Genomic DNA, 26,905 nt, shown 5'->3' with positions numbered 1-26,905 from the left:
CACTTCGAGCCTCTGGCACGTGCGGGACTGACGATACGTCTGTTGCTGGTCTGACAATCGAGGATAGGCAGCAGACCAGGCCGATGTCACCAGGTCGGCGGAGGCGGACCGAAGCCGGGCGGGGTCCGGCCGGGCGGGTTCTGGCCGGGCGGGGTCCGGCCGGGCGGGTTCTGGCCGGGCGGGGTCCGGCCGGGCGGGGTCCGGCCGGGCGGGTTCGGCGAGATGTTCCGTGCGGCGGAGTTCGCCATCGCCAGCAGGTTCCGCACCTCGACCACCTTGGGATGGTGCGGCCCGTGCAGGCGTTCGAGCTCGTGCCAGAGCGGGAGCAGCAGGGGCTGCGCCGCCGCCGGGTCGCGGACGGCGATGAGCAGTTCACCGATTCGCAGCCGGACTCTGAGGACACGGTCCTGGTCGACGGTGAAGCCACGGGACCGCCGCCGCTCGTATCCGGCGAGGACCTCGCGGCAGCCGGCCAGCGCGGCGGCCGGGTCTCCGGCCCGGGCGAGGCAGTCCGCGGCCTGGGCGGCGCAGTCGAGCGCCTCCGGGTCGTCGGGCCCGCGCTCGGCCGCATAGGCGCGGGCGAGCAGCTGGTACTCCTCGTGAGCGCGCTGGTACTGCCGGTCGTCGACGAGCACCCGGGCATGCATCCGCCGCAGGTCGCGGACCTGCGGCGCGGTCGCTCCGTGTTCCGCGGCGGCGCGGGGCAGAGCGGACGCGAGCAGCGCCGCGGCCTCGCCGTAGCGGCGGGCCTCGTAGAGGCTGGAGGCCTGCCCGGCGGCCTCGGCCGGATCGGGTCCGGGGGTTTCCACGCCGCCCAGGGCGAAGCCGAGACCGGGCGGAGGGGCGGCCGGATACCGGAAGGGGCGGGAGGGGTCCGGCTGCGCGGTCGCCCGCAGGGCGGCGACGGCGTCGGCAGCGGACGGCGGGAGCAGCGGAAGCAGCCGCTGGTACACCTCCTGGGCGGAGGCCGGGCGGGCCGCCGGGTCCTTCGCCAGCAGCGCGGCGACCAGCCCGTCCAGCAGGACCGGCACATCGGGTCGGAGTTCGTGCACCGGCCTGGGCCGGTGCGACACATGCTGGGTCATCACCGCGAGCGGTGTCGGGCCGTGGAAGGGCGCGTCCCCGGTCAGCATGGCGTACAGGGTGCAGCCCAGCGCGTAGAGGTCGCTGCGCGGCTCGGCCCGGCCGGTCAGCGCCTGCTCGGGGGCCATGTAGAGGGGCGTGCCGATGGGGTGGCCGGTACGGGTGAGGGTGGTGAGCTCGGGCTCGAACGCGGAGGCGATGCCGAGGTCGAGCAGGACGACGCGCCCGTCCGGACGGATCATCACATTGCTGGGCTTGAGATCGCGATGGACCACGGGGACGGCGTGCACGACCGCGAGCGCGGCGCAGAGCTGCGCGGCGACGGAGACCGCCCACTCGCACGGCAGCGCGTCGTTCTCGGCGATCAGGTCGGCGAGCGTCATGCCGTCGACGAGTTGCATCACCAGATAGTGGCGTCGACCGTCGGTGCCCGCGTCGAAGACCGAGACCAGACCCGGGTGGTCCAGCCTGGCGGTGACGCGGCACTCCCTGGCGAAGCGGGCCTGCTGGTCGGCCGCGTCGAGCGAGCTGGTGACAGCACCGCCGGTGGTGGAGGAGACCAGGTCCTCGCGCAGCAGCTTGACCGCGACCTGGCGGCCGAGGCGCAGGTCGGTGCCGGCCCACACCTGGCCCATGCCGCCCCTGCCGATGACCGAGTCCAGCCGGTAGCGATCACCGATCACAGGCTGGGCGTCGCTGCTCACCGGGCGGCTCCGCCGTCCCGGGGTCCACGGGGTCCACGGGTACCGCGCGGATCGCGGAGCCGCTCGCTGAGGCGGCGCAGCTCGGCGCCGACGTCCTCGGTCGCAGGAGCGGGGGCAGCGGCGGGGGCGGCGGGCAGCTGCCAGGGCTGGGGGTAGGGCTGGGCGTAGGGGCGCGGCTGGGGCTGGGGCTGGAAGTACTGCTGCGGAGCTGCCGGTATGCGTGGCATGTCGCGCTGCCAGCGGCGCATGCAGATCACGTAGTGCGCCACCGCGGCGAACATCACCCCGAGCGCCAGCGCGCCAAGTCCGGCGGAGGACCCGCTCTTCGGCGCCGTCGCCGCGAGCACCCACTCCGCGCCTGTCGTCGCCGCGAAGATCACAAGGGCCACCCAGCCGCCCACGGTACGTCGCAGAACCGCCAGGAACGCCGCCGGGACGAAGCTCAGCAGCCCGAGGCTGAGCAGCGGCACCAGGGCGAGCAGAACTGTCCCGACCTGCCATCGGGGCGCCGGGCGATAGGCCCGGTACGGGAACTGTCCTGCCATGGGCCTGCTCCGGACGGTGCGGGTGGGCGATTCTCAGCTCACCGTACCGCCGCCGACCGACAGCCATCCCGGCTTCGTGTCACTCCTCCGGGGTCAGGCCGCCGTCGACGAGGCCTGATGCGATTCCCTGGGCCAGTTGCCCCCCCAGTTCCGCGATCTGGCGCACCGTCCGATCGAAGGAGGCGAGCTGCCGGAACGGCCCGGCGTAGCGCCGCTGTTGCGCCGGCGAGAGCCGGGGGACACGGGTTCTGCGGATGTCGCGGCGAGAGGCGGTGGAGGTGAGGCTGCCCGACCGCTCGGAGCGTACTGCGGTGCTGAGGGCCGCGACGCTGATGAAACCCGCCAGGAACCATGGGTCGAGCACGGCCTGATCGGGCCTCAGCACCTGGACGTAGCCGGCCAGGTCGGCCAGGCCGACCGATTCGCCCGGTTCCCCCTCGTGGACTCCGGCGAAGCCGCCCGTGCCCGGCCCGGGGAGCAGGACGTCACCGGGACGGAGCGGTTCGCCCTCGGCGAGGAGTTCCAGAGCACCCGCCCGGATGAGTTCACCCACGGTGGAGGCGGCGCGGTGCGGCACTGCACCGTCAGCAGGACGGTAGCCCGGCAGGCTCCGCTCCAGCGGGGCGAGTTCGCCGAGGAGTGCTTCGAGCTGCTGCTGGACGGTCGCCAGCTCGCCGTATGTGTCCGCGGGACGCTGCGGCAGGTGGCGACCCGGGGTGAGGTCGGTCTCGTCGTCGAGCAGGTCGATGACGGGTACCGCGCGGTACCGGCCCGGCGCCTCCGGAGCTGCGGCGTCGCCGGCCGCCTGGAAGGCAGTCCAGGCCGCGAGGACCGTCCCGTTCAGACTCTCCCCGGCGTCGGCGGCGTCGACCAGCAGCAGGCGCGCGGGAGGGGACTCCCCCGGCGCGGGGCGGCGCAGCAGCCAGATGTGCAGCGGAACCGCGTACGGTGCGGCGACTCCGACCGGCAGCGAGACAACGCCGCGCAGTGCGCCGCGACGCAGCAGCTCGGCCCGGATGCGGCGGCCGGAACGGCGCGCGGCGACGGCTCCGGGCAGCAGCAGCACGACCGTCCCCCCGGGCCTGACCCGGGCGAGGGCATGCTGCACCCAGGCGAGTTCGGACTCGGCGCGCGGCGGAACGCCGTACTCCCAGCGCGGGTCGTAGCCGAGTTCGTTGGCTCCCCAGTTGCGCTCGTTGTACGGGGGGCGGCTGAGCACGGCGTCCGCCGCGAGGCCGGGTCGGGCGTCGGCACGGAGAGCGTCACCGGTGGCGAGGTCGAAGGGCAGCGGGCCCGGGCGGTCGGCGGGGGCGGCCAGGGCGAGCCGGAGCAGGGTGACCGCGGCGAGGGCGGGGTCGGCGTCCTGTCCGTGCAGCGTCGACGCTCCGCGCCGCGCGGCTTCCAGCAGCAGCGCGCCGTTCCCGCAGGCGGGGTCGAGGACCTCGGTGGCTTCGCCGGTGGCGGCGCCGGCGGCCAGGTCCGCGAGCAGCTCGGCGACCTGCGGGGGGACTGCCGCGCCGGGCCGGTTGGCGGTGTCGGTGTGACTGCTGATCAGTTCGACGGCGACGGCGACGGGGCCAGTTCGGTCGGCGAGCTCGGCGAGCAGCCGGGCGAGTTCGAGCTGGGTGCTGCCGTAGAGGGTGGGGAGCTGGAGCAGCCGGGCGCCGTCCGTGCCCAGAACGTCGGCGGCCAGAGTGGCGAGAGCGGCGGGCAGGGCGACAGCAAGGTCCAGGTCGTCGCGGGCGGCGAGGTCCTGCCAACGGGCCGGGGCGCGGTGCAGCAGCAGCAGCTGCGCCAGCGCCGGGACCAGCGGCGCCGCGGGCGAGGCCGCCGGGTCGCGCAGCCGTTCGATGCGCTGGCGCACGCGTTCCCTGAGCGGCACTTCGGCGATCTTGCCCTGCGCCCGCAGCCAGCCCTCGATCTCGGCGAGTGAGAACGCGGGGCTGTTCTCGGTGCCGCCGACGGGCCGGGGGAAGTCGGCGTGGCGGCGGCGCCAGTTGCTGACCGCGGCCCGGCCGACGCCCGCGAGGCGGGCGATCTCCACCGCGCTCACCTGGGCCTGCGACTCGTGGTCCGGCATCTGCGCCTCCTGGATCTCCGGGTGCCCGGGGGTGTGATCACGAGCATAGCGAACGGACGACCGCACCAGGTTCACGGCGTGAACGTTATCGATTTCTATTTCATGGTTGACGACGTACACAGCGCATGGTCTAGTGGATGACGCCAGCCCGGCGGTCGCCGGAAACAGCCAGCAACAGGGGGTTTGACCATGTCATCTCGCACTCGCACGCACCGTCGCCAGCTGCTCGCCGTGTTCACAGGCGCGCTCATCGTCGCCACCAGCGCCGCCTGCTCCGTCCCGGGCAGCAGCACCGTGTCCACCGCGGCCCAGCCCGCTGGCGGTGGTGGCAACGGGAGCAGCAGCGCCCCCGCCAAGGCCAAGGCGTCGTCCGCGAAGGTCGGCGACACGATCGCGCTGAGTGGAATGAACGGCGAGAAGGCCGACCTCACCGTGGTCAAGGTCGTCGACAACCCCAAGGGCGCCGACGACTTCAGCACCCCCGAGGCCGGCAAGCGGTTCTTCGCCGTCCAGTTCCGGATCAAGGACACCGGCAGCGGCGCCTACAGTGACGCGCCGTCGAACGGCGCCAAGGTCGTCGACAGCCAGGGACAGGCGTACACGTCGGACCTCAACGACACCAAGGCGGGACAGAGCTTCCCCGCCGCTGTGAACATCGCTCCCGGCAGCAGCGGCCTCGGCTTCATCACTTTCCAGGTGCCCGCCAACGCCAAGATCACCCAGATCCAGTTCGGCCTGGACAGCGGCATGGCCGACCAGACCGGTCAGTGGAACGTGAGCTGACGCAGGTCAGCCGACGTGGCTGTTGTGCGGCTTCTCCTCCGCGACCGCCACCGCGGCCGAAGCCGCAGACGCAGCCGCAGTCTCGACCTCGACCTCGACCTCGACCGGGGCCACCTCGCCGAAGCGGGCCAGGGCGAGCGCGCCCGCGACGGCGACGGCGAAGCCGGCGACGGCCAGCGGCATCATCCCGGGGCGGGTGCCGTCGCCGAGGAGGACGACGCCGAGGACGGCGGGGAGCGCGGTCTCGCCGAGCACCATGCTCGCGGTGGCTGTGGTCACCTTCCCGCCGCGCACGCCCTCGGTCATAAAGACGAAGGACACCGCGCCGCCGGCCAGCAGCGCGTATGTCGCCGGGTCGTGCAGCAGCGGCAGCAGGTGAAGGCCGTGCGTTGCCGGGAGGACCCGGACGGCCAGGCCGACGACGCCGAAGCCCAGCCCGCACAGGGCGCCCATGACGGCGGCGCGGCGCGGCTCGCCCAGCTTCCAGACCAGCCCGCCGAGCCCGGCGATCAGCACTACGGCTGCGACCAGCACCCAGTGGAACACCTGCGTGGGCTGCTTGTGCCCCTCCGCACCCGCGGTGGCACCGAGGACGGCCAGCCCGACGCACACCCCGGCGACGCCCAGCCACTCGGCCCGGCCGAGGCGGATCTTCAGCAGGGCCGCGCCGAGGACCGCCGTCACCGCGAGCGCGCCCGCGAGGGCGGCCTGAACGACGTACAGAGGCAGCGAGCGCAGGGCGACGAGCTGGGCGACGAAGCCCATGCAGTCCAGCACCAGGCCCGCTGCGAACGGCAGGTTGATCATGGCCTTGGCCGTTCCGACCAGGCCGGAACCCTCGGCCGGAGGCGAGTGCCGTTGCGCGCCGAGAGCCTGCAGCACCATGGCGACGCCGAAGCAGAGTGCGGCGGTGAGCGCCATGAGCAGTCCGAGAAGCATGTAATCAGCCTATCTAGCGCTTGGAGGTGGCGAGCTCGTCGAACATCGTCGTGAGGAACTCGGCACACCAGGTCAGCAGCTCACGGCCGACCACCGGCTTCCCGCCGATCTTCCCGCTGCTGGGCCGGGGCACCAGCAGCAGTCGGGTCGACGCCTTGACCTGGCTGCGCGGGTAGAGCCGCTGCAGTCGCAGCTCCTGGGACTCGCGCAGCTCCACCGGGCCGAAGCGGATGTTCTGGCCCTGCAGCGTGATGTCGGAGATCCCGCAGCGGCGGGCGAACAGCCGCAGCCCGGCGACCAGGAGCAGGTTCTCCACCGGCTCCGGCAGCTTGCCGTAGCGGTCGGTCAGCTCGGCGCGGACCGAGGCGATGTCGTCCTCCGAGTTCACGGCCGCGATCGAGCGGTAGGCCTGCAGCCGCAGCCGCTCGCCCGGCGCGTAGTCGTGCGGCAGGTGGGCGTCCACCGGCAGCTCGATCTTCACGTCCAGCGGCTCCTCCTCCGGTTCCGCGCCGGCGCCGTCGACGCCCTGGCGGTACTCGGCCACGGCCTCGCCGACCATCCGGATGTAGAGGTCGAAGCCGACGCCGGCGATGTGGCCCGACTGCTCGCCGCCGAGCAGGTTGCCCGCGCCGCGGATCTCCAGGTCCTTCATCGCGACGTACATACCCGCGCCCATCTCGGTGTGCTGCGCGATGGTCGCCAGCCGCTCGTGGGCGGTCTCCGTCAGCGGCTTCTCCGGCGGGTACAGCATGTAGGCGTACCCGCGCTCCCGGCCCCGGCCGACGCGACCGCGCAGCTGGTGCAGCTGGGACAGGCCGAAGGTGTCGCCCCGCTCCACGATCAGGGTGTTGGCGTTGGAGATGTCGATGCCGGACTCCACGATGGTGGTGGAGACCAGGACGTCGAACTCCTTCTCCCAGAAGTCGACGACGACCCGCTCCAGCGCCGACTCCCCCATCTGCCCGTGCGCGGTGGCGATCCGGGCCTCGGGGACGAGCTCCTTGAGCCTGGCCGCCGCCTTGTCGATGGACTCGACCCGGTTGTGGATGTAGAAGACCTGGCCCTCGCGCAGCAGTTCGCGGCGGATCGCGGCGGAGATCTGCTTCTCGTCGTACGCGCCGACGAAGGTCAGCACCGGGTGGCGCTCCTCCGGCGGGGTGGTGATGGTCGACATCTCGCGGATGCCGGTGACCGCCATCTCCAGGGTGCGCGGGATGGGGGTCGCGGACATGGTCAGCACGTCGACGTTGGCGCGGAGCTTCTTCAGCTGCTCCTTGTGCTCGACCCCGAAGCGCTGCTCCTCGTCGACGATGACCAGGCCGAGGTCCTTGAAGCGGGTATCGGCGGAGAACAGCCGGTGGGTGCCGATGACGATGTCGACACTGCCCTCGCGCAGCCCCTCCAGCACGGCCTTGGCCTCGGAGTCGCTCTGGAACCGGGACAGCGCCTTCACCACGACGGGAAAGTTCGAGTAGCGCTCAGAGAAAGTCGAGAAGTGCTGCTGCACCAGCAGGGTGGTGGGGACCAGGACGGCCACCTGCTTGCCGTCCTGCACCGCCTTGAAGGCGGCCCGCACGGCGATCTCGGTCTTGCCGTAGCCGACGTCGCCGCAGATCAGGCGGTCCATCGGGACCGACTTCTCCATGTCCTCCTTGACCTCGGCGATGGTGCTGAGCTGGTCCGGCGTCTCCGCGTAGGGGAAGGCGTCCTCCAGCTCGCGCTGCCAGGGCGTGTCCTGGCCGAAGGCGTGCCCGGGGGCGGCCATCCGCGCCGAGTAGAGCCGGATCAGGTCGCCGGCGATCTCCTTGACGGCCTTCTTCGCCCGCGACTTGGTCTTGGTCCAGTCCGCGCCGCCGAGGCGGTGCAGCGAGGGCGCCTCGCCGCCGACGTACTTGGTGACCTGCTCCAGCTGGTCGGTGGGGACGAACAGCCGGTCGCCGGGCTGGCCCTTCTTCGCGGGGGCGTACTCCAGGACCAAGTACTCACGGGTGGCGTTCTGGACGGTGCGCTGCACCATCTCGACGTAGCGGCCGACGCCGTGCGCCTCGTGGACGACGTAGTCGCCCGCCTGCAGGGCGAGCGGGTCGATGCCGTTGCGGCGGCGCGACGGCATCCGGCGCATGTCCTTGGTGGAGGACTTCTGCCCGGCTAGGTCGGTCTCGGTGACGACGGTGAGCTTGAGGCCCTCGTGCACCAGGCCGTACTCGATGGAACCGCAGGCGACGTGGACGACGTCCCGGTCCGGGACGTCGGTGAGGTCGGGGGTGAGCCGGGCGCCGATGCCCTCGCCGGCGAGCATCTCCGCGATCCGGGCGGCCGGGCCCTGGCCCTCCGTCACCAGGACCACGCGCCAGCCTTCGGCGAGACGGCCCTTGGCGTCGGCGATCGCGCGGGCGGTGTCGCCCCGGTAGGACTCGGCCGGGTGCAGGTCCATATGCAGCACGTCAGGGCCGGTGTTGGCCTCCTCGTCCGCGGCGAACGGGCTGACGGACCACCAGGGCAGCCCGATCTCGTCGGCGTGCGCGCGGATGTCGGCGATCGACCAGAGCGAGGCCGCGCCCACGTCCAGCGGCCGGTCGCCGCCGGACGCCGCGGCGACCCAGGACGCGTGCAGGAACTCCTCGCTGGTCGCGACCAGGTCGGCGGCCCGGGTGCGGACCCGCTCGGGGTCGCAGACCACGGCGATGCTGCCCTGCGGCAGCACGTCCACCAGCAGCTCCATGTCGTCGACCAGCACCGGGGCCAGCGACTCCATGCCCTCGACGGCGATGCCCTGGGCGATCCGGTCCAGGATGTCGGCGAGCTCGGGGTGCTCCGCGGCCAGCTGCGCGGCGCGGGCCATGACGGCGTCGGTGAGCAGCAGCTCGCGGCAGGGGGGAGCCCACAGGCCGTGCTGCGCGATCTCCAGCGAGCGCTGGTCGGCGACCTTGAAGTAACGAATCTCCTCGACCTCGTCGCCCCAGAACTCCACTCGCAGCGGGTGCTCCTCGGTGGGCGGGAAGACATCCAGGATTCCGCCGCGCACGGCGAACTCGCCGCGCTTCTCCACCAGTTCGACGCGCTGGTACGCGGCGGCGGCGAGGCGGCGGACCAGGTCCTCCAGGTCCACCTCCTGACGCACCCTCAGACTGACCGGCTCCAGCTCCGCCAGGCCCTTGACCTGCGGCTGCAGTACGCTGCGCACCGGCGCGACGATGACCTGCAGCGGGCCCGACGCCGGGTCGTCCGCGCTGGGGTGGGCGATCCGGCGCAGCACGGCGAGGCGGCGGCCGACGGTGTCCGAGCGCGGGGAGAGCCGCTCGTGCGGCAGGGTCTCCCAGGCGGGGAACTCGGCGACGGTGTCCGGCGGCAGCAGCGAGGCGAGCGCCGCGGCGAGGTCCTCGGCCTCCCGGCCGGTCGCGGTGACCGCGAGCACCGGCCGGCCTCTCCCGCCACGGGCCTGCCGCGCCAGGGCGCGCGCGAGCGCCGCCACGGCGAAGGGCCGGGCGGCGGGCGGACCGACCAGGTCCAGGTGGCGGCGGTCCCCGGCGACGGCGGACTGCGCCGCCTCCTCGAGGGCCGGGTCGGCGACGACGACGTCAAGCAGGCCGGTCAGGCTCATGGACTTCTCTCAGCGGGTCTCAGCCGGGGGCAACGCGAAGCACCCGGAACGCTGAGCGCACCGGGGGTTCCAAGGGTACGCCCCTGAGGAGCAGGCGCTCAGGGTTCGTCGGGGGAAGCGTTGTCCACAGGCTGTGGATCAGAGGGTGCTTGCACCACCGGGATCTCGTCGGTGTCGGACTCGCTGCCGTCGGGTTCGGGCTGGGATTCGGGCTGGGATTCGGATTCGTCCGGCGCTCCGGTGAGGGTGGTGAGGGTGGTGCGGATGTGTTCGAGATGGGCCTGGAGCTCGTCGCGGTGCTGCGTGAAGAGGGCCTGCTCGCGCTCGGCGGCGGCGGCGATCCGCGCGGCCTCGCGCTGGGCGGCCTCAAGGATGCGCTCGGCCTGGGTCGCGGCTTCCGCGTCGATCTCGGCGGCCTTCGCCTGCATCGCCTTGTGGTGCCGTTCGGCCTCCGTGCGCTTGCGGTCCGCGCCGGCCGTGACCTGGTGCTCCCAGGCGACGCCGCGGGCGTCCGTGGCGGCCTGCTCCTGGTCGGCGTCGTGCTGCAGCCCGACGAGCCGGACCCGGGCGGCCTCGGCCGCCGCCTCGGCGTCGGCATGCCGGCCGACGACGTACTCGTCGGCGGCCTCGCCGACGGCACGGGACTCCCGGTCGGCGTCGGCGCGCTCCGCCTCGGCCTGGGCGCGGGCCCGGTCCAGCTCGCGCCGGTGGGCCTCCTCGGCGACACGGCGCTGCTGGGCGGCGTACCCCTCCGCGTTCGCACGGAACTGCTGGGCGTCGGCGCGGGTGCGGGTGTCGAGCGACTCGGTCCACTCCTCGGCGTCCGAGCGGAGTTGCACCGCCTCCTCCTCGGCGAGCACCAGCATCCGCGCGGCGCGATCGCTGAGCTGCAGGTAGGAGGGCGGGTCGGCCTCGGCCGCGGCCTGCGCCGCCCGTTCCGCCTCGGCGGCGTCGAGCAGCTTCTGTTCCAGGGCCCGCATCCGGTGACCGAGACCGGACAGCCGTTCCCAGGCCGCGTCCCGCTCGGCGGTCAGCCGGGCCAGCGAATGCTCGACCTGGTCGGGGTCGTAGCCCCGCCTGGTCACGGTGAAGCCGTGCGGAGAGACGGCGTCGCTCATCGGCTGGTCCTCTCATCCGGTGAATGGATCATCTATGCAAATGATCAATTTCGACCCATTTTGCACAGATCCATGCCCCAGTCGGACGCACCGACACCCACGACGCCGTCGCCGTTCTCTCCTCAGCTCACAGCAGGCCGTCCCAGAACTGCTCCAGCAGCACCGCCCACCACGTCTCCGGCGACTGCAGCGCGGCCGGGTCCAGCACGGCCAGCTGCGCCTGGAAGTCGGTCGTCCAGTGACCCGCCTGCTCCGGTGTCAACCCGTAGCGGAACCGCCACATCCGGCCCAACAGCGCCATGCAGCGGATGAACTCGGGCAGGCCGGTGTTCACAAACCGCGGCTGCTGCGCCTCGGGACCGGCCGGCTGCGTCGCCGTGCCCAGGTCGACGGCGACGATCGCCGCCGTCCCGTACTGCACGCACAGCTGGCGGCCGTAGTCGTTGCCCAGGACGAGGTAGGTGCCCGCGTCCGCGCCCGCGGCGATTCCGCGCTCGGCGGCGAGCTCCGCCAGGGTCGGCATCGGACGCCCCGGTTGGGCCTGCGCCCAGAAGAACGGGCCGAACTCGACCGGCAGCCCCGCCCAGGTCAGCGACCCGGACACGGCCTCCGGAATGCCCTGCCTGGACACCGCCTGCGGCTCGTAGCGGAACAGGTTCTGCGCGCCGAAGGCCTGCTGCAACTCGTCCGCGAGCTGCGCCGGACCCACCGGCGGCGCCGGCGGCACGGACCCGGGTACCGGGAGCGGCACCCGGAACGGGCGCTGCGGCGCAGGGCCCGCCGCATGGGTGTGCAGCTCGCCGTGGTGCTCAAACAGATGCTGGACTCCGCGCTGGCGGGCCGCGTGGTCCCGGCCGTAGGGGGCGATGTTGCTGACCCGGACGTTGGGCCAGGCCTCCTTGACCATCCGCTGGCAATAGCCGCCCGGCAGGTCGCAGCTCTCCAGCTCTGTGTGCAGCTCAAGCACCTGCTCCGGCGGCACATTCAGCCGTCGCACCTCCTGCAGGATCTGCCATTCGGGGTGCGGCAGACCCAGCGTGGAGCGCTGGATGAGCTGCTGCTCCGAGCCATCGGGGCCTCGGTAGCGCAGGACGGCCATGTAGCCCGGGCCGACGGTGGGAACACCGGTGGGCACGCCCGGAGGTGCCGCCTGCGGCGGGGCGGCCGGCGGCGGAGGCGGGGGTGCGGCCGGGCCCCGGCCGAGGTTGAGCGCCGGGGCGAACTGCGTGGGGACGTAGCTGTCCCCGGCACCGGCGCTCGGCCCGGGGCCGGGAGGCGGCATGGGCACACCAGCAGCGGGCGTCCCGCCGCGCAGCCCGGACGGGGGCGGCGGCGGGGGCATGCCGGGGACGCCCGCGCCCTGCGGCGCGGCGGGCGGCGGGGTCGCGCCCGGACCGACCAGACCGGGCGGCGGGGGCGGCGGCAGGCCGGGGCCCCCGGGGGCGACCGGCGGAGCGGAGGGTGAGCCCGGCGGCGGGCCGGGCGGCGGCGGCACGGGCGATCCCGCGCCCGGGTACCCCGGCGGCGGCGGGGGCATCCCGGGACCGCCGGCGGACTGGCCGAGCAGACCCGGCGGCGGGGGCGGAGGCGTGCCGGGACCCGCCTGCGGCGCGGCGGGTGGCGCCGGCGGCGGCCCGGCGGGACGCGACAGCATCGTCGGCGCGTAGTCCAGCGACGGCGCGGGCGGAGGCGGCGGGGGCGACGACGGAGCCCCCTGCGGTGGGGAGTACTGCGGCTGTTGCGGCTGCTGCGGCGCGACCGGGGGCGGTGACTGCGGCGGCCGGTACGACGGTGCCGCCGGGCGCTCAGGTGGAGGCGCGAGCATCGTCGGCACCTCGCCCGCCGGGCCCTCCGAGAACGGCGGCGCGACCAGCAGCGACGGCTCGTCGGACCCGGCCGCTCCAGGTCCCCCTGCATGTCCCGCAGAATGTCCCGCTGCGGGCTGCCCCGTCGACGCGAGGCCTGCGGCCTCGGCCGCGACCGCCGCCGCGCCCGCCTCCTGCAGCCACTGCGGCGGGCTCAGCAGGAACGACGTCGCCTCCGCCAGGTCCCGGTCCGGCGGCGACGGGGTCCGCGTCGGCGTCGCACCGACCGGGCGGCCGTACGCCTCCTCGTACCGCCGCACCACGTCGTTGATCGGCAGGCCCGGCCAGAGCGTGGTCACCCCGCTGTCCCGGGCGATGACCATCCGCACAGCGCCGCCGTCCGAGGACGGACCGTCCGCGCGGTCCACCGCCCAGGCCACGAAGCCCAGGTCGAACTCCCGTACCCGCACCTCGCGGCGCTGGTACGAGGGCACACCCTCGTTGATCCACTGCTCGGCGCGCTGCTGCGCCTCCGCGTACGTCACCACGCGCCCGCTCACCCCTCCACCGGGACGGGGCGGGCGAAGCCGCCGTCCACCATCAGCTCGGCCACGGTCTGCAGCTCGGGCGGGTTGCCCGCGAGCCGCAGCAGGAACGCGTCGAAGTCCTCGCCGCAGGGCAGCAGCAGCTGCTCGCAACGCTGCTGCGGCGTCAGGTCCGGCGGCCCGCCGTCCCGCGCGTCGTCGTACGGCAGGAACCACACCGAGCCGATCGACTGGCCCTTCACCTTGAGCGCGACCAGGCCGCCCTGGACGTAGCTCACGCCCAGGTAGTCCTTCGTCAGGTGGTCCCGCAGGCACTTGTTGACGTACACCAGGTCGTCCAGGCCGCGTTCCTCACGCAGGGTCAGGAACGGCTGGTCCACCAGCATGCCCAGGTCCGTGTCCAGCGCGACGCCCTTGGGCCCGCGGCCGCCCGCTGCTTTCAGGAAGGAACGGAACGGTCCCGGCAGGCTGTACCCGAGGCCCTCCTCGGCGGCCTGCACCTGCTGCTCGCTCACGCCCGCGTCATCGACCGCGTCCGCGCCCTCGCCGAGCGGGAAGTGCACCGGGCGGCGCTCCTGGAGCGGCCGGGTGCCGCGCTTGCCGTGGTCCGCGCTGGACACGGCGAGCCCGGCGTGGTGCCGCAGCAGGGCCTTGACCTCGACCGGGACCAACTCCATCCGGCGGCTGCCCGGGCGCGCCCGGCCCACCGCGTGGTGCCAGGTCCAGCCGCTCGGGGTGGCCACCGAGGTCTCCGCGTCCGCCCACAGCTCGTGGCCCTGCGCGTAGAGCGCGGCGTTGGCCGAGACGTAGTCGGTGAGGCGCAGCTCGTCCACCCCGAATCCGTCCGGCGGGTCGGCGACCTCGGCGGCGGCGCGGACGTACGGGCCGAAGTCCGGGTGCCCCTGGCCGTCCATCCGTACCCCGTCGGGGTACTTCTGCGAGCGCAGCGGATCGGGGAAGTGCACGACCTGCCCGGCATAGGCGGCGTTGGGCCGACCTGTCGTCATCGAGTTTGCCCCCTGCTGGAACTGAATGCCGACCCCCAGCCTAGGGGCTCCCGCGTTCGAACGGATCTCCACCGTCCGCAATGCCCGCGCGCACGCCGGCCGAAGTACCGTCAGGACACCGTAAGGGAGACATCGGCCACCCCGACTTCCCCCCGGCTGTGGGCATTTGGCAGGCTGGCCCCTTGCAGCAGCGGTGAGCTCACGTTCACCAACGGGGGCTGCCGCGCGGCAAGTGTCCCTGCTCCGCCGTGCGCGAGGACAGGGAAGGAACGACCGTACGTGGATACCGAGGAACGACGCCAGACGACCGTCAGCACCGTCGCACCACTGCTGCGGCACCGGCGGGACAGCCTGATGCCGATAGTCGCGGCAGCGCTGTCGGTGCGCGGCGACACCCACACCTACGCCGGCGAGAAGGCCGACCGGCCGCCCCAACTGCATCCGCTCGTCGCCGCGTTCCTGGACGGCCTGCCGGTTTCGGCGCGCGAGCGCTTCACCGGGCGCTGCCCTGAGGCCGTGCTGCTGTCGCAGTTCCTGACCATCGTCGAGGAGGCACGCTCCAAGCGCTCCTCGCGCAAGCCGTTCACCGAGAGCGACGCCCGGAAGGGGCTGCGCGGGGCCCGGATGACGTCGGTGCGGATTCGCGAGGAGGGCGATCCGGCGCACGGTACGCACCAGCCGCCCTGCCGTTCCTGCGTACCGCTGCTGGCCCACTTCGGCGTGCAGATCGTCGCCCTCGCGCCCGCCGCCTAGATCGGATCACCATGGACGTCAGATTTTCCGCCGAGGTGGCCTCCGTCCTGACCGAGGCCGGCTGGTTCCCCGGGCGAAGACTGCTGCCGCGAGCCGAGCAGTGGGCCGACACCCTGTCAGGCCGGACGTCCCCCGAGGGGCACCGGCACGCGATCTTCCCGGCGGCGGTCGAGGCATGGGCGGAGTTCGGCGGGCTCGCTGTGACCCTGGAAGGCGACGGACAGCAGCTCGCCCGCACCCCGTTCAGCATCGACCCGCTGGTGGGCCTGTACCAGCCGCGCACCCTCGCCGACCTGGGCCGCTGCCTGGAGCTGCCACTCGCCCCGCTCGGCGAGGAACGGGAGGGCCAGGCGCTGCTCGCCATCGACGCGCTGGGCCGGGTCTACAGCCTGGACCACAGCGGCGAGTGGTTCCTCGGCCAGACCGTGGACCAGGCCCTCGCCACGCTCATCACCGGCGCCGTCCCGGAGCGCCTGCGCTTCGTCGCCGACGCGATGTGACCGCTCTTCCGTCTTCTCCGTCTTCCGCGGGGTCTCCGTCTTCCGCGGGGTCGCCGGCCGGGTCATCCCTGGCCGTAGGCGCTGCTCAGGGCCGCCTCGACGACGGCCCTGGCCTCCGCCGCGGGGATGCCCAGGCCGTGGACGCGCTCGGCGTAGGCGGCCGCGGCCTGGGCCGCCACCCGGCGCGAGGCGTCGCCGGAGGCGGCGACGACCGTGCCGTGGCGCCCGCGGGTCTCCACCACGCCGGCGGCCTCCAGCTCCCGGTACGCCTTGGCGACGGTGTTCGCAGCGAGCCCCAGGTCCTCGGCGAGCCGGCGGACCGTGGGCAGCCGCATCCCCACGGGGGCCGCGCCGCTGCGCGCCAACTCGGCGATCTGCGCCCGCACCTGCTCGTAGGGCGGGACGGAGGACTGAGGGTCGAGGGCGATCAGCACGAGGCGGTCTCCGGGGCTCGGGGCGGGATCCCTCCACGGTAGACGCCCGCGCGCCGACCAGGCGTCAGGGCGCCTTCGCCGCCGCCAGCCTCGCCTCGACGCGGAAACCCCCTTCGCCCGTCGGCCCCGCCTCGAACGTGCCGCCCAGGGCCGTGCACCGCTCGCGCATGCCGACCAGTCCGTTGCCGCCGCTGGGCAGTTCGCGGGGCGCGTCGCCACCGCCGTTCGGGCAGCTGTTGGAGACCGCCAGCACCACTCCGCCCGGCACGTACGCGACCACGACCTCGGCGTCCGCGCTCCCCGCGTGCTTCAACACGTTCGTCAGCGCCTCCTGCACCACCCGATAGGCGGTCCGCTCCGTCTCGGCGCTGAGCGCCCGCCGCGCGCCCCCCACCGTCAGCCGCACCCGCAGCCCGGCCGCTCGCGACTCGTCCACCAGCCGCGGCACGTCCGCGAGTCCGGGGCCGTCCGACGAGGGGACGGCCAGCACCGCCGCCGCGACCTCGCCGCTCACCGCGTCCGTCTCCACCGTGCGCAGCACGCCCAGGATCTGCCGCAGCTCGTCCAGGGCCTGCCGCCCGATGTCGGCCATCAGCCGGGCGCTTTCCGCCGCCCGGTCCGCGTCCCTGTGCACCACCCGCTCCAGCGCACCGGCGTGCACCACCAGCAGGCTCACCCGGTGCGCGACCACGTCGTGCATCTCCCGGGCGATCCGGGTGCGCTCCTCCATCCGCGCCCGCCGGGCCCGCTCGGTGGCCTGCTCCGCGAGCAGCGCCAACTCCGTCTCCAGGCCCTCGGCCCGCTCGCTCAACGTCTCCCACAGCCGGCGCCGGGCTCCTATGTACAGGCCGAGCATCGTCGGCGCGACCGTGATCCCCACCGCGACCAGCACCGACATGATCAGCAGCGCGTACCAGGGCACGCCCTGCTTCAGCGCCTCGGCCTGCTGCGTGCCGATCGTCAGCGCCGACACCACCGTCGTCTCCGCGATCGCCACCGCACACAGCAGCGACATGGCGCGCCGCTCGGTGAAGCGCCGGGCCACGCCCTCGGGCCGGTACGCCCCCAGGGTGTAGAGGCCGACCATCAGCAGCATGTACCCGGCCTGCAGCGGAATCGTCGCCAGCGCCGCCGCCACCGGCAGCAGCGGCCACCGGCGCCGCACCAGCAGCGTCCCGCCCGCCAGCAGTCCGAACACGCCCAGCAGCACCACGCCCGGCAGGCTCACCCCCTGCTTGCTCGCGAAGTTCGCCGCACTCCCCGCGCACTCCGCCGCGGCCACAACCGTCACCGCGAGGTCGAACCACATGCTGCGCCGACGCGACCACAACCGCGTCCACAAACCCGCTGTGCCGTCCGCGCCCACCCCAGGCGTCGCCATGCTCATGAGAGCAGCCTATGCGGCCTCCGACCCCCTGTGTCCGGCATACGGCCGCTGCCGCAGCACAAACGATCCGCACACCTATGCTGGTCGCGTCGGACAGTGCAGTCCGGGAGCCCGCCCCCCACCCACCTGCAACGAGGGAGCACCAGCGTGAGCGACGCACGCGAGGCCACCACCCCCGCCACCACGCCGACCACCGCCCCGACGACCACCCCGCCCGCGGTCCAGCCCGAGGCGGACAACTCCGCCCTGCGCGCCGACATCCGGCGCCTCGGCGAGCTCCTCGGCGAGACCCTGGTCCGGCAGGAGGGCCAGGAACTGCTCGACCTGGTGGAAGAGGTACGCGCGCTCACCCGCAGCGACGGCACGGCGGCCGCCGCACTGCTGGAGCAGACCGAACTGGAGACCGCCGCCAAGCTGGTGCGCGCCTTCTCCACCTACTTCCACCTCGCCAACGTCACCGAGCAGGTCCACCGAGGCCGCGAACTGGGTGTCCACCGCGCCAAGGAGGGCTCGCTGCTCTCCCGCACCGCCGACCGGCTCGCCGACGCCGATCCGCAGCAGGTCACCGACGCGCTCGCGCACCTCGCGGTGCGCCCGGTGTTCACCGCGCACCCCACCGAAGCGGCCCGCCGCAGCGTGCTCACCAAGCTGCGCCGCATCGCGGAACTGCTGGAGCAGACCGACACGCCGACCCGGCCGAGCGGACGCCGACAGGCCGACCGCCGCCTCGCCGAGGTCATCGACCTGCTCTGGCAGACCGACGAGCTGCGCATCGCCCGCCCCGAGCCCTCCGACGAGGCCCGCAACGCCGTCTACTACCTCGACGAGCTCTACAAGCGCGCGGTCCCGGACGTGCTGGAGGAGTTGAACGAGGAACTGGCCCGGGTCGGCGTCGAGATCCCCGAAGGCGTCCGCCCGCTCACCTTCGGCACCTGGATCGGCGGCGACCGCGACGGCAACCCCAACGTCACCCCCGCCGTCACCCTCGACGTGCTGCTGCTGCAGCACGAGTACGGCATCAGGGACGCGCTGGAGGTCGTCGACGACCTCCGCGGCCAGCTGTCCAGCTCAGTACGGCTGTCCGGCGCCAGCGACGAACTGCTCGCCTCCCTCGCCGCCGACCTCGACCAGCTCCCCGAGATCAGCCCCCGCTACAAGCGGATGAACGCCGAGGAGCCCTACCGGCTCAAGGCCACCTGCATCCGCCAGAAGCTGGTCAACACCCGCGAGCGCCTCGCCAACGGCACCCCGCACGTCGAGGGTCGGGACTACCTCGGCACCGCGCCGCTGCTCGCCGACCTCCAGGTGATCCAGGACTCGCTGCGCGCCCACCGGGGACAGCTGATCGCCGACGGCCGCCTGTCCCGCGCCATCCGCACCGTCTCCGCGTTCGGACTGCAGCTCGCCACGATGGACGTGCGCGAGCACGCCGACGCCCACCACCACGCGCTCGGACAGCTCTTCGACCGCCTCGGCGAGGAGGCCTGGCGCTACACCGACATGCCCCGCGAGTACCGGCAGCGGCTGCTCGCCAAGGAGCTCAAGTCCCGCCGCCCGCTCGCTCCCACCCCCGCCCCGCTCGACGCGGCGGGCGCCAAGACCTTGGGCGTGTTCGAGACGATCCGCGAGGGCTTCGAGCGCTTCGGCCCCGAGATCGTGGAGAGCTACATCATCTCCATGTGCCAGGGCGCGGACGACGTCTTCGCGGCGGCGGTCCTGGCCCGCGAGGCGGGGCTGATCGACCTGCACGCGGGCATCGCCCGGGTCGGCATCGTCCCACTGCTGGAGACCACCGACGAGCTCCGGGCCGCGGACACCATCCTCGACGAGATGCTCCGGGACCCCTCCTACCGCCGGCTGGTGGCGCTGCGCGGTGACGTCCAGGAGGTCATGCTCGGCTACTCCGACTCCTCCAAGTTCGGCGGCATCACCACCTCGCAGTGGGAGATCCACCGCGCCCAGCGCCGGCTGCGCGACGTCGCCCACCGCTACGGCATCCGGCTCCGCCTGTTCCACGGACGCGGCGGCACCGTCGGTCGCGGCGGCGGCCCCTCGCACGAGGCCATCCTGGCCCAGCCCTACGGCACTCTCGAAGGCGAGATCAAGGTCACCGAGCAGGGCGAGGTGATCTCCGACAAGTACCTGATCCCGGCCCTCGCCAGGGAGAACCTGGAGCTGACGGTGTCGGCGACACTGGAGGCCAGCGCCCTGCACACCTCCCCGCGCCAGTCCCCCGAGGCGCTGGCCCGCTGGGACGCCACGATGGACACCGTCTCCGACGGCGCCCACACGGCCTACCGCCGGCTCGTCGAGGACCCCGACCTCCCCGCGTACTTCTTCGCCGCAACCCCGGTCGACCAGCTCGCCTCGCTGCACCTCGGCTCCCGCCCCTCCCGCCGCCCCGACAGCGGCGCGGGCCTGGACGGGCTGCGGGCCATCCCCTGGGTCTTCGGCTGGACCCAGTCCCGCCAGATCGTCCCCGGCTGGTACGGCGTCGGCTCCGGCCTCGCCGCCGCCAGGGACGCCGGACTCGGCGACATCCTCGAAGAGATGCACGGCGAGTGGCACTTCTTCCGCAACTTCCTGTCCAACGTGGCCATGACGCTGGCCAAGACGGACCTGCGGATCGCCCGCCACTACGTCGACTCGCTCGTCCCGGACCACCTCAAGCACATCTTCTTCGACCTCATCGAGGCCGAGCACGCGCTGACGCTCAAGGAGGTGCTGCGGGTCAGCGGCGAGAGCGACCTGCTGGAGCACACCCCGGTGCTCAAGCAGACCTTCGCCATCCGCGACGCCTACCTCGACCCGATCTCCTACCTGCAGGTGGCGCTGCTGCGGCGGCAGCGCGAGGACGCCGCGCAGGGGCTCGCCGAGGATCCGCTGCGTTCCCGGGCCCTGCTGCTCACCGTCAACGGGATCGCGGCCGGCCTGCGCAACACCGGCTGACGCGTCGTCAAGCGGCCCGCACCCGATGTACTCGGGTGCGGGCCGCAGGTACGTGCGCGACTACCGGGTCAGTGACGCCCGGCAGCACCGCGACGGCGCAGGGCGAACATCGCACCGCCACCGACGACCACCAGCGCGCCGGCGATCCCGGCGATCAGACCGGAGCTGCTGCCCCCACCGGTCGTGGCCAGCACGGGTCCGGTCGGCGAGGCCGAGGCGGAGACCGACGGAGACGGCGACGACGACTCGGTGGGCTTGACCGACTTGGACGGCGACGCGGAGGGACTGTGCGACGCGCTCTTCGACGGCGACGGGGAGGCGCTGGGCGACGGGCTGGTGGTGGTCGGGGTCGCGCAGGCGCCCCCGGGGCTGGCGAGCGGCGGGGTGAGGTCGAAGTGCGGGCCCTTGTCGACCGCCTGGACGTGCACGGTCCACGAGCCGTCGGCCTTCCAGGGCACGAGGATGTCGAGCGCGGTCGACTTCCCCTGCCAGCCGGCCGCGAACTCGCCCGTGCCGACCAGCGTCCCGTTGTCGAGCACCGTGATGGTGGCCCCCGTGTGGTACGGGTCGATATCGACGATCTTGATGTCGGCCTTGCCGCTGCCACTGTCGCAGGACACGGACGGAGCGAAGTCTCCGGGCACGCACGCGAAGGCGCTGCCGGCGACGCCCAGGGTGATCGCGGCTGCGGCGGAGGCGACACCGAGGGTGCGTACCGCAGTGGCGGTACGACGGGATATGGACACGTTCTCCCCTAACTGGGTCAAGCCAGAACAGTGGAAGCCACAGGGGATGTCCAGCGGCGCTCGCGCAGCACGCGCCAGGCCGGGAGGAGCGGAACAGGATTCACGTCTTCCCCATGAGCACGACACATCGTCATTACACGCGGCAGGCTTGTCAATTCACTCCATTACCGACAATGCATCCCAATCCCTGCGCATCGTCAGCGACAAACCGCATATGTGGCACTAAAACCCGCAAAGATCGGCCAGTAACGATTCGCCATGGAGCTCAGGAGTTGTACGTCGTCTGGGCCCGCTCCAGGCCCTCGGCGATCAGCGCCTCAACGGCGTCCGCGGCGCGGTCGACGAACCAGTCGAGCTCCTTGCGCTCGGTCGACGAGAAGTCCCGGAGTACGAAGTCCGCGACCTCCATCCGCCCCGGCGGGCGGCCCACTCCCGCGCGCACCCGGTAGTAGTCGGAACCCAGCGACTTCGTCAGCGACTTGAGGCCGTTGTGCCCGTTGTCGCCCCCGCCCAGCTTCAGCCGCAGCGACGCGTAGTCGATGTCCAGCTCGTCGTGGACGACCACCAGCCGGTCCACCGGCGCCTTGTAGAAGTCCCGGAGGGCTGTCACCGGGCCACCGGAGAGGTTCATGAACGAGGAGGGCTTGGCCAGCACCACCCGCTGCCCCGACAGCCGCCCCTCGACCACCTGGTTGCGACTCTTGTGCGCCTTGAACTTCGCGCCGATCCGCGAGGCCAGCAGGTCGGCCACCATGTAGCCGATGTTGTGGCGGTTCCCGGCGTACTCGGGGCCGGGATTGCCCAGGCCCACCACGAGCCAGGGCCCGGTGTACTCGTCACTCACCGTGGGGTCCTTCCCTTATGCGGCTGCCCCGGCCTGTCGAGGGCCGGGGCAGCGGACGCGAACGCAGTGGTGCTGTGCTGGACAGTGCTCAGGCCTGGGCGGCGGCCTCTCCGGCCTCGGTCTCCTCGGCGACGGCCTCGACCTGGGCGGTGACGATGTGCAGGACCACGGTCTCCGGCTCGACGGCCAGGGTGGCGCCCTTCGGCAGCGTGATGTCCTTGGCGAGGACGGAGTCACCGGCGGTGAGGCCCTCGATGGAGATGGTGACCGACTCGGGGAGGTGGGTCGCCTCGGCCTCGAGCGGGAGGGTGTTGAGCACGTGCTCCAGCAGGTTGCCGCCAGGAGCCAGCTCGCCCTCGGTGTTGATCTGGATCTCGACGGTGACCTTCTCGCCGCGCTTCACCAGCAGCAGGTCGACGTGCTTCAGGCTGCGCTTGATCGGGTCGCGCTGCACGGCCTTCGGCAGCACGAACTCGTCCTTGCCGTCGATCGGCAGCGAGAACAGTACGTTCGGGGTCTTCAGCGCCAGCATCAGGGCGTGGCCCGGAAGGTTGACGTGAACCGGGGTCAGGCCGTGGCCGTAGACGACGGCGGGGACCAGGCCGGCGCGGCGGGCGCGGCGGGCGGCACCCTTGCCGAACTCGTTGCGGGGCTCGGCTTCAAGGCGGATCTCGGCCATGACGGCACTCCTCGTACGCGGGGTGGGCGCCGTCCGGGCCGACTCTTCGGGCAAAAGAAAAAGCCACCGGCAGAACCTCACCCGAAAGAATCTCTGGATGAGTCGCCCGGCGGCGTCTCGCACAACCGCCCACCAGGGGCGGTGCAGCGCGTCGATCACGGAGTCACGCGGAGGTGGGACTCCCTCGCCGGGCAATTTCAGAAGTCTAGCCGAATCCCGGCGAGGGACCCAAAACGATCACTCCGACGGATCACTCCGACGGAGTCGGGCGACCGAGTTACGCACCGTCGAAGAGGCTGGTCACCGAACCGTCGTCGAAGACCTCGCGGATGGCGCGGGCGATCAGCGGGGCGATCGACAGCGTGGTGACCTTGTCCATCTGCAGCTCGCCCGGCGTCGGCAGGGTGTTGGTGAAGACGAACTCGCTCGCGCGGGAGTTCTTCAGCCGGTCCGCGGCCGGGCCGGACAGCACGCCGTGCGTGGCGGCGACGATGACGTCCGCCGCACCCTGATCGAACAGGGCGTCGGCGGCGGCGCAGATGGTGCCACCGGTGTCGATCATGTCGTCGACCAGGACGCACACCCGGCCCTTGACGTCACCGACGACCTCGGCCGACATCACCTTGTTGGCCACGTTGGGGTCGCGGCGCTTGTGGATGATCGCCAGCGGCGCGCCCAGGCGGTCCGACCACTGGTCGGCGACGCGGACCCGGCCGGCGTCCGGGGAGACGATGGTGAGGCGGTCCCGGTCGACCTTGCCGCCGACGTAGTCCGCCAGCAGCGGCAGCGCGAAGAGGTGGTCCACCGGGCCGTCGAAGAAGCCTTGAATCTGCGCGGTGTGCAGGTCCACCGACATCAGCCGGTGGGCGCCGGCCTGCTTCAGCAGGTCGGCGACCAGGCGGGCGGAGATGGGCTCGCGACCGAGGTGCTTCTTGTCCTGGCGGGCGTAGCCGTAGAACGGCATGATCACGGTGATGCTCTTGACCGAGGCCCGCTTCAGGGCGTCGATCATGATCAGCTGTTCCATGATCCACTGGTTGATCGGCGCGGTGTGGCTCTGCAGCACGAACGCGTCCGCGCCACGTACCGACTCCTCGTAGCGCACGTAGATCTCACCGTTTGCGAAATCCAGCGCCTTCGTCGGAACCAGGTCCACACCGAGCTGCTCTGCCACCTCCCGGGCCAACTCGGGGTGTGCGCGGCCGGAGAAGAGCATCAAGTTCTTCTCACCGGACGTCTTGATCCCGGTCACTGCACCGTCTCCTCGTTGCCGACGTCGTTGCCGACGCGCGCCTCGCACGCCGCACGGCGCGGCGTAGCTGGTGGGGGGGTTGGCTGGAACGCCGACACGGACGACTCGTCCACGGCGCCTGGATGTCCCCCAGGTTACGCGTCGGCGGCGGTTCCCGTCGCCTCCGGGTCGTCGGACGGGACCCCGCCGGGCGCACCCGCGGAGCGTGCGGCCTGCGCCGCGCGCGCCGCCTCCGTGCCCGGACGCTTCCGCTCGACCCAGCCGTCGACGTTGCGCTGCTGGGGTCGGGTGACGCCCAGCGCGCCCGCCGGAACGTCCTTGTAAATCACCGATCCGGCTGCGGTGTATGCCCCGTCCCCCACCGTCACCGGAGCGACGAACATGTTGTCGGAGCCGGTACGGCAGTGGCTGCCGATGGTCGTCCGGTGCTTGTTCACGCCGTCGTAGTTGACGAAGACGGAGGCCGCGCCGATGTTGGTCCCCTCGCCGATTGTGGCGTCCCCCACATAGCTGAGGTGGGGCACCTTGCTGCCGTCGCCGATGGTCGAGTTCTTCGTCTCGACGTAGGTGCCGATCTTGCCCTTCGCGCCGAGGACCGTGCCCGGACGGAGGTAGGCGTACGGGCCGACGGAGGCGCCCGCGCCGATCACCGCGCTGTCAGCTGTGGCATTGCTCACATGGGCGCCCTCGCCGACCCGGGTGTCCTTCAGCGTGCAGTTCGGACCCACCTCGGCGCCCTCGCCGACGAAGGTGCGGCCCTGCAGCTGGGTATTGGGCCGGACGACCGCGTCCTGCTCGTAGGTCACCTGGACGTCCATCCAGGTGGTGGCCGGGTCCACCACGGTCACCCCGGCCCGCATCGCGGCGTCGAGCAGGCGGTTGTTCATGATCCGGCGGGCCTCGGCGAGCTGCACCCGGTCGTTGATGCCCAGGATGTCGCGGAAGTCCGAGGCGACCAGGGCCCCGACCCGGTGTCCGGCCTCGCGGAGGATGCCGAGGACGTCGGTGAGGTACTCCTCGCCCTGGCTGTTGTCGGTGCGGACCTCGCCCAGGGCCTGCGCGAGCAGCTTGCCGTCGAAGGCGTACACCGCGGAGTTGATCTCGGCGATGGCGAGCTGGGCCTCGGTGGCGTCCTTGTGCTCCACGATGGCCTGCACCTCGTGGCTGGGGCCGCGCAGAATCCGGCCGTAGCCGGTCGCGTCGGGGACCTCGGCGGTCAGCACCGTCACGGCGTTGCCGTCGGCGGTGTGCGCCTCGACGAGGCGGCGCAGGGTCGCGCCGGTGAGCAGCGGGGTGTCGCCTGTGCTCACCACGACCGTGCCGTCCAGAGCGACACCGCGGGCGGCGAGGGCCTCGAGCGCGACGCGGACGGCGTGTCCGGTGCCGTTCTGCTGCTCCTGCACGACCGTACGGGTACCCGGGTCGACCTCGGCGAGGTGGGCGGCGACCTTGTCGCGCATGTGGCCGATCACGACCACCAGGTGTTCCGGCGACAGTTCGCGCGCCGCGGCGACGGCGTGGCCGACGAGGGTTCTCCCGCAGATGGGATGCAGCACCTTCGGCAGCACCGCCGACTTCATCCGGGTGCCCCCGCCTGCGGCGAGGACGACGACAGCGGCCGGAGGGTTGAAGCTCACGGGAAGAGGCTCCTCGGCGTCATGGAGGGTGGAGGGTCCGCCGGGACGCCAGCAGGAGATCCGCACAGGCGTGCCCGAACGGTTTGAGGATAGCGGGGTCGCCGAACAGGTCGGTCGAACGAAAGCTCCGCTGCTAGGACTCGAACCTAGACCGAACATCTCCAAAGGATGCCGTGCTGCCAATTACACTACAGCGGAACAAATGTCAAGGGGAATCCAGTCTCCCTTGGACACCCCCACAGCCTACGGGTTTCGACGCCTCGCCTCCACTACCAATACCCCTCACCCTGTCGGCCCACAGCTTCGCCACGCCGGAGGGATTGGGTCTGTGCAGAGCGGGGCAATCAACCTACGATGCCGTAGGTTACGGAACCGTAGGAACGGCGCTCCGTGCCGACGGCCCCCCGCACTCCCCCGCACTCCCCCGGCAGCCCTGCGCAGTCCCAGCCTGAGCCTCCCCCTCCTGTCACGAGGTAGCCGCATGACCATCCAGCCCACCGAGGAGTCCGTCGCCGGCGCCGCCGCGACGGCCGTGCTGCCGCAGCGCCGGCCGGCACACCTGACCTCCGCGACGCGCGGCGGGGAGAAGCAGGGGGCGGCGGAGCAGTTCGCACTCGCCTCGTTCATCGCGGTGCCGTTCCTGGCCCTGGCCGCGGCGGTGCCGGTGGCCTGGGGGTGGGGTCTCGGCTGGCACGACGTGGTGATCATGGTGGTGATGTACTTCACCGCCTGCCACGGCGTCACCGTGGGCTTCCACCGCTTCTTCACCCATGGCTCGTTCAAGGCCAACCGCGCCCTGAAGATCGCGCTCGCCGTGGCCGGCAGCCTGGCGATCGAGGGCCCGGTCGTGCGCTGGGTCGCCGACCACCGCAAGCACCACAAGTTCTCCGACAAAGACGGCGACCCGCACTCGCCCTGGCGCTACGGCGAGTCCGTCCCCGCGCTGCTCAGGGGCCTGTGGTGGGCGCACATGGGCTGGCTGTTCGACGAGGAGCAGACCCCGCAGCAGACCTACGCCCCCGACCTGGTCAAGGACCGGGACATCTCCTGGATCTCGCGCCAGTTCGCCTTCTTCACGCTGGCCTCGCTGCTGCTCCCGCCGCTGGTCGGCGGCCTGTGGTCGTGGTCCTGGCAGGGCGCGCTGACCGCGTTCTTCTGGGGATCGCTGGTGCGGGTGGCGCTGCTGCACCACGTGACCTGGTCGATCAACTCGATCTGCCACGCCGTGGGCAAGCGTCCGTTCAAGTCGCGGGACCGGTCCGGGAACGTCGCCTGGCTGGCGGTGCTGTCCTGCGGCGAGTCCTGGCACAACCTGCACCACGCCGAGCCGACCTCGGCGCGGCACGGGGTGCTGCGCGGGCAGGTGGACTCCTCGGCGCGGCTGATCCGCTGGTTCGAGCTCGCCGGGTGGGCGCGCGACGTCCGCTGGCCCAGCCCCGAACGGATCGCGGCGCGACGCGCGGCATGATGGTCCTGTGAACGAGAGCAGCGGTGGGTCAGGAGAGGCTGGCGAT

20 protein-coding genes and 1 tRNA gene are annotated in these 26,905 nt (G+C 72.5%); 5 read left to right on the top strand and 16 right to left on the bottom strand.

The genetic code is table 11. From position 1 onward, the window contains the following. Positions 1-86 precede the first annotated feature (86 nt). The 3 genes from ABIA33_RS05370 to ABIA33_RS05360 all read right to left on the bottom strand — a co-directional run bounded on the left by ABIA33_RS05370 (position 87) and on the right by ABIA33_RS05360 (position 4,412). Positions 87-1,787 carry a protein kinase gene (locus tag ABIA33_RS05370; RefSeq protein WP_370077610.1) on the bottom strand — a complete coding sequence of 567 codons (1,701 nt, stop codon included), beginning with the start codon at positions 1,785-1,787 and terminating at the stop codon, positions 87-89. Further along, positions 1,784-2,332 (bottom strand): hypothetical protein, encoded by a 549-nt coding sequence (locus ABIA33_RS05365; protein WP_370077608.1) that lies wholly within the window; start codon positions 2,330-2,332, stop codon positions 1,784-1,786. Before ABIA33_RS05365 ends, ABIA33_RS05370 begins: the two co-directional genes overlap by 4 nt. A 79-nt stretch (positions 2,333-2,411) precedes the next feature. Then, on the bottom strand, positions 2,412-4,412 hold the full coding sequence (locus tag ABIA33_RS05360; RefSeq protein WP_370077606.1) for an N-6 DNA methylase: 2,001 nt from the start codon (positions 4,410-4,412) through the stop codon (positions 2,412-2,414). 189 nt (positions 4,413-4,601) lie between these two features. Between ABIA33_RS05360 and ABIA33_RS05355 the strand changes: the two genes are divergently transcribed. Then, on the top strand, positions 4,602-5,195 hold the full coding sequence (locus ABIA33_RS05355) for a DUF4352 domain-containing protein (protein ID WP_370077604.1): 594 nt from the start codon (positions 4,602-4,604) through the stop codon (positions 5,193-5,195). A gap of 6 nt (positions 5,196-5,201) precedes the next feature. On the opposite strand, the gene ABIA33_RS05350 is transcribed toward ABIA33_RS05355, so the two are convergent. The 5 genes from ABIA33_RS05350 to ABIA33_RS05330 all read right to left on the bottom strand — a co-directional run bounded on the left by ABIA33_RS05350 (position 5,202) and on the right by ABIA33_RS05330 (position 14,210). Further along, positions 5,202-6,134 carry a hypothetical protein gene (locus ABIA33_RS05350; RefSeq protein ID WP_370077602.1) on the bottom strand — a complete coding sequence of 311 codons (933 nt, stop codon included), beginning with the start codon at positions 6,132-6,134 and terminating at the stop codon, positions 5,202-5,204. 13 nt (positions 6,135-6,147) lie between these two features. After that, the gene (gene mfd, locus ABIA33_RS05345) at positions 6,148-9,735 is read right to left on the bottom strand and encodes a transcription-repair coupling factor (RefSeq protein WP_370077600.1); all 3,588 of its coding nucleotides are present in this window, start codon (positions 9,733-9,735) and stop codon (positions 6,148-6,150) included. A 98-nt stretch (positions 9,736-9,833) separates the two neighbouring features. After that, positions 9,834-10,853 carry a hypothetical protein gene (locus tag ABIA33_RS05340; RefSeq protein ID WP_370077598.1) on the bottom strand — a complete coding sequence of 340 codons (1,020 nt, stop codon included), beginning with the start codon at positions 10,851-10,853 and terminating at the stop codon, positions 9,834-9,836. A gap of 127 nt (positions 10,854-10,980) precedes the next feature. Then, complete coding sequence (locus tag ABIA33_RS05335) at positions 10,981-13,206, bottom strand: SUKH-4 family immunity protein (RefSeq protein WP_370077596.1); 2,226 nt, start codon at positions 13,204-13,206, stop codon at positions 10,981-10,983. 8 nt (positions 13,207-13,214) lie between these two features. After that, positions 13,215-14,210: an SMI1/KNR4 family protein gene (locus ABIA33_RS05330; protein WP_370077594.1), complete on the bottom strand. Its 996-nt coding sequence runs from the start codon at positions 14,208-14,210 to the stop codon at positions 13,215-13,217. 279 nt (positions 14,211-14,489) lie between these two features. Here ABIA33_RS05330 and ABIA33_RS05325 point away from each other — a divergent pair, with 279 nt between their 5' ends. Together ABIA33_RS05325 and ABIA33_RS05320 are read left to right on the top strand one after the other, a co-directional pair. Further along, positions 14,490-14,963, top strand: a complete 474-nt coding sequence (locus ABIA33_RS05325; protein WP_370077592.1) for a YwqJ-related putative deaminase — start codon at positions 14,490-14,492, stop codon at positions 14,961-14,963. Between the two features lie 11 nt (positions 14,964-14,974). Further along, entirely contained in the window at positions 14,975-15,463 is a 489-nt protein-coding gene (locus ABIA33_RS05320) for an SUKH-3 domain-containing protein (protein WP_370077590.1), read from the top strand. A 62-nt stretch (positions 15,464-15,525) separates the two neighbouring features. On the opposite strand, the gene ABIA33_RS05315 is transcribed toward ABIA33_RS05320, so the two are convergent. Next, positions 15,526-15,897 carry a GntR family transcriptional regulator gene (locus ABIA33_RS05315; protein ID WP_370077588.1) on the bottom strand — a complete coding sequence of 124 codons (372 nt, stop codon included), beginning with the start codon at positions 15,895-15,897 and terminating at the stop codon, positions 15,526-15,528. A 64-nt stretch (positions 15,898-15,961) separates the two neighbouring features. After that, complete coding sequence (locus ABIA33_RS05310; protein WP_370077586.1) at positions 15,962-17,284, bottom strand: sensor histidine kinase; 1,323 nt, start codon at positions 17,282-17,284, stop codon at positions 15,962-15,964. A gap of 246 nt (positions 17,285-17,530) precedes the next feature. On the opposite strand from ABIA33_RS05310, the gene ppc reads away from it, so the two are divergent. Continuing rightward, the gene (ppc, locus tag ABIA33_RS05305; RefSeq protein WP_370077774.1) at positions 17,531-20,233 is read left to right on the top strand and encodes a phosphoenolpyruvate carboxylase; all 2,703 of its coding nucleotides are present in this window, start codon (positions 17,531-17,533) and stop codon (positions 20,231-20,233) included. 68 nt (positions 20,234-20,301) lie between these two features. Here the strand turns inward: ppc and ABIA33_RS05300 are convergent, their stop codons facing one another. The 6 genes from ABIA33_RS05300 to ABIA33_RS05275 form a co-directional block, all read right to left on the bottom strand. After that, positions 20,302-20,979, bottom strand: coding sequence for an LAETG motif-containing sortase-dependent surface protein (locus ABIA33_RS05300; RefSeq protein WP_370077583.1), 678 nt, complete (start codon positions 20,977-20,979; stop codon positions 20,302-20,304). Between the two features lie 265 nt (positions 20,980-21,244). Then, on the bottom strand, positions 21,245-21,823 hold the full coding sequence (gene pth / locus ABIA33_RS05295; protein ID WP_370077581.1) for an aminoacyl-tRNA hydrolase: 579 nt from the start codon (positions 21,821-21,823) through the stop codon (positions 21,245-21,247). 88 nt (positions 21,824-21,911) lie between these two features. Then, positions 21,912-22,502, bottom strand: a complete 591-nt coding sequence (locus ABIA33_RS05290) for a 50S ribosomal protein L25/general stress protein Ctc (protein ID WP_370077578.1) — start codon at positions 22,500-22,502, stop codon at positions 21,912-21,914. 277 nt (positions 22,503-22,779) lie between these two features. Then, the gene (locus tag ABIA33_RS05285; RefSeq protein ID WP_370077576.1) at positions 22,780-23,754 is read right to left on the bottom strand and encodes a ribose-phosphate diphosphokinase; all 975 of its coding nucleotides are present in this window, start codon (positions 23,752-23,754) and stop codon (positions 22,780-22,782) included. A gap of 134 nt (positions 23,755-23,888) precedes the next feature. Beyond that, positions 23,889-25,391 carry a bifunctional UDP-N-acetylglucosamine diphosphorylase/glucosamine-1-phosphate N-acetyltransferase GlmU gene (gene glmU / locus ABIA33_RS05280; protein ID WP_370077574.1) on the bottom strand — a complete coding sequence of 501 codons (1,503 nt, stop codon included), beginning with the start codon at positions 25,389-25,391 and terminating at the stop codon, positions 23,889-23,891. A 125-nt stretch (positions 25,392-25,516) separates the two neighbouring features. Further along, positions 25,517-25,589: transfer RNA gene (locus tag ABIA33_RS05275), tRNA-Gln, on the bottom strand. A gap of 283 nt (positions 25,590-25,872) precedes the next feature. Here ABIA33_RS05275 and ABIA33_RS05270 point away from each other — a divergent pair. After that, entirely contained in the window at positions 25,873-26,859 is a 987-nt protein-coding gene (locus ABIA33_RS05270; protein ID WP_370077572.1) for an acyl-CoA desaturase, read from the top strand. The last annotated feature ends 46 nt before the right edge of the window (positions 26,860-26,905 follow it).

The sequence above is a fragment of the Streptacidiphilus sp. MAP12-16 genome (genome assembly GCF_041262165.1).
Classification (GTDB): Bacteria; Actinomycetota; Actinomycetes; order Streptomycetales; family Streptomycetaceae; genus Streptacidiphilus.
The sequence above is the reverse complement of the archived record's forward strand: the minus strand, read 5'-3'. Positions and strand labels throughout refer to the sequence as shown.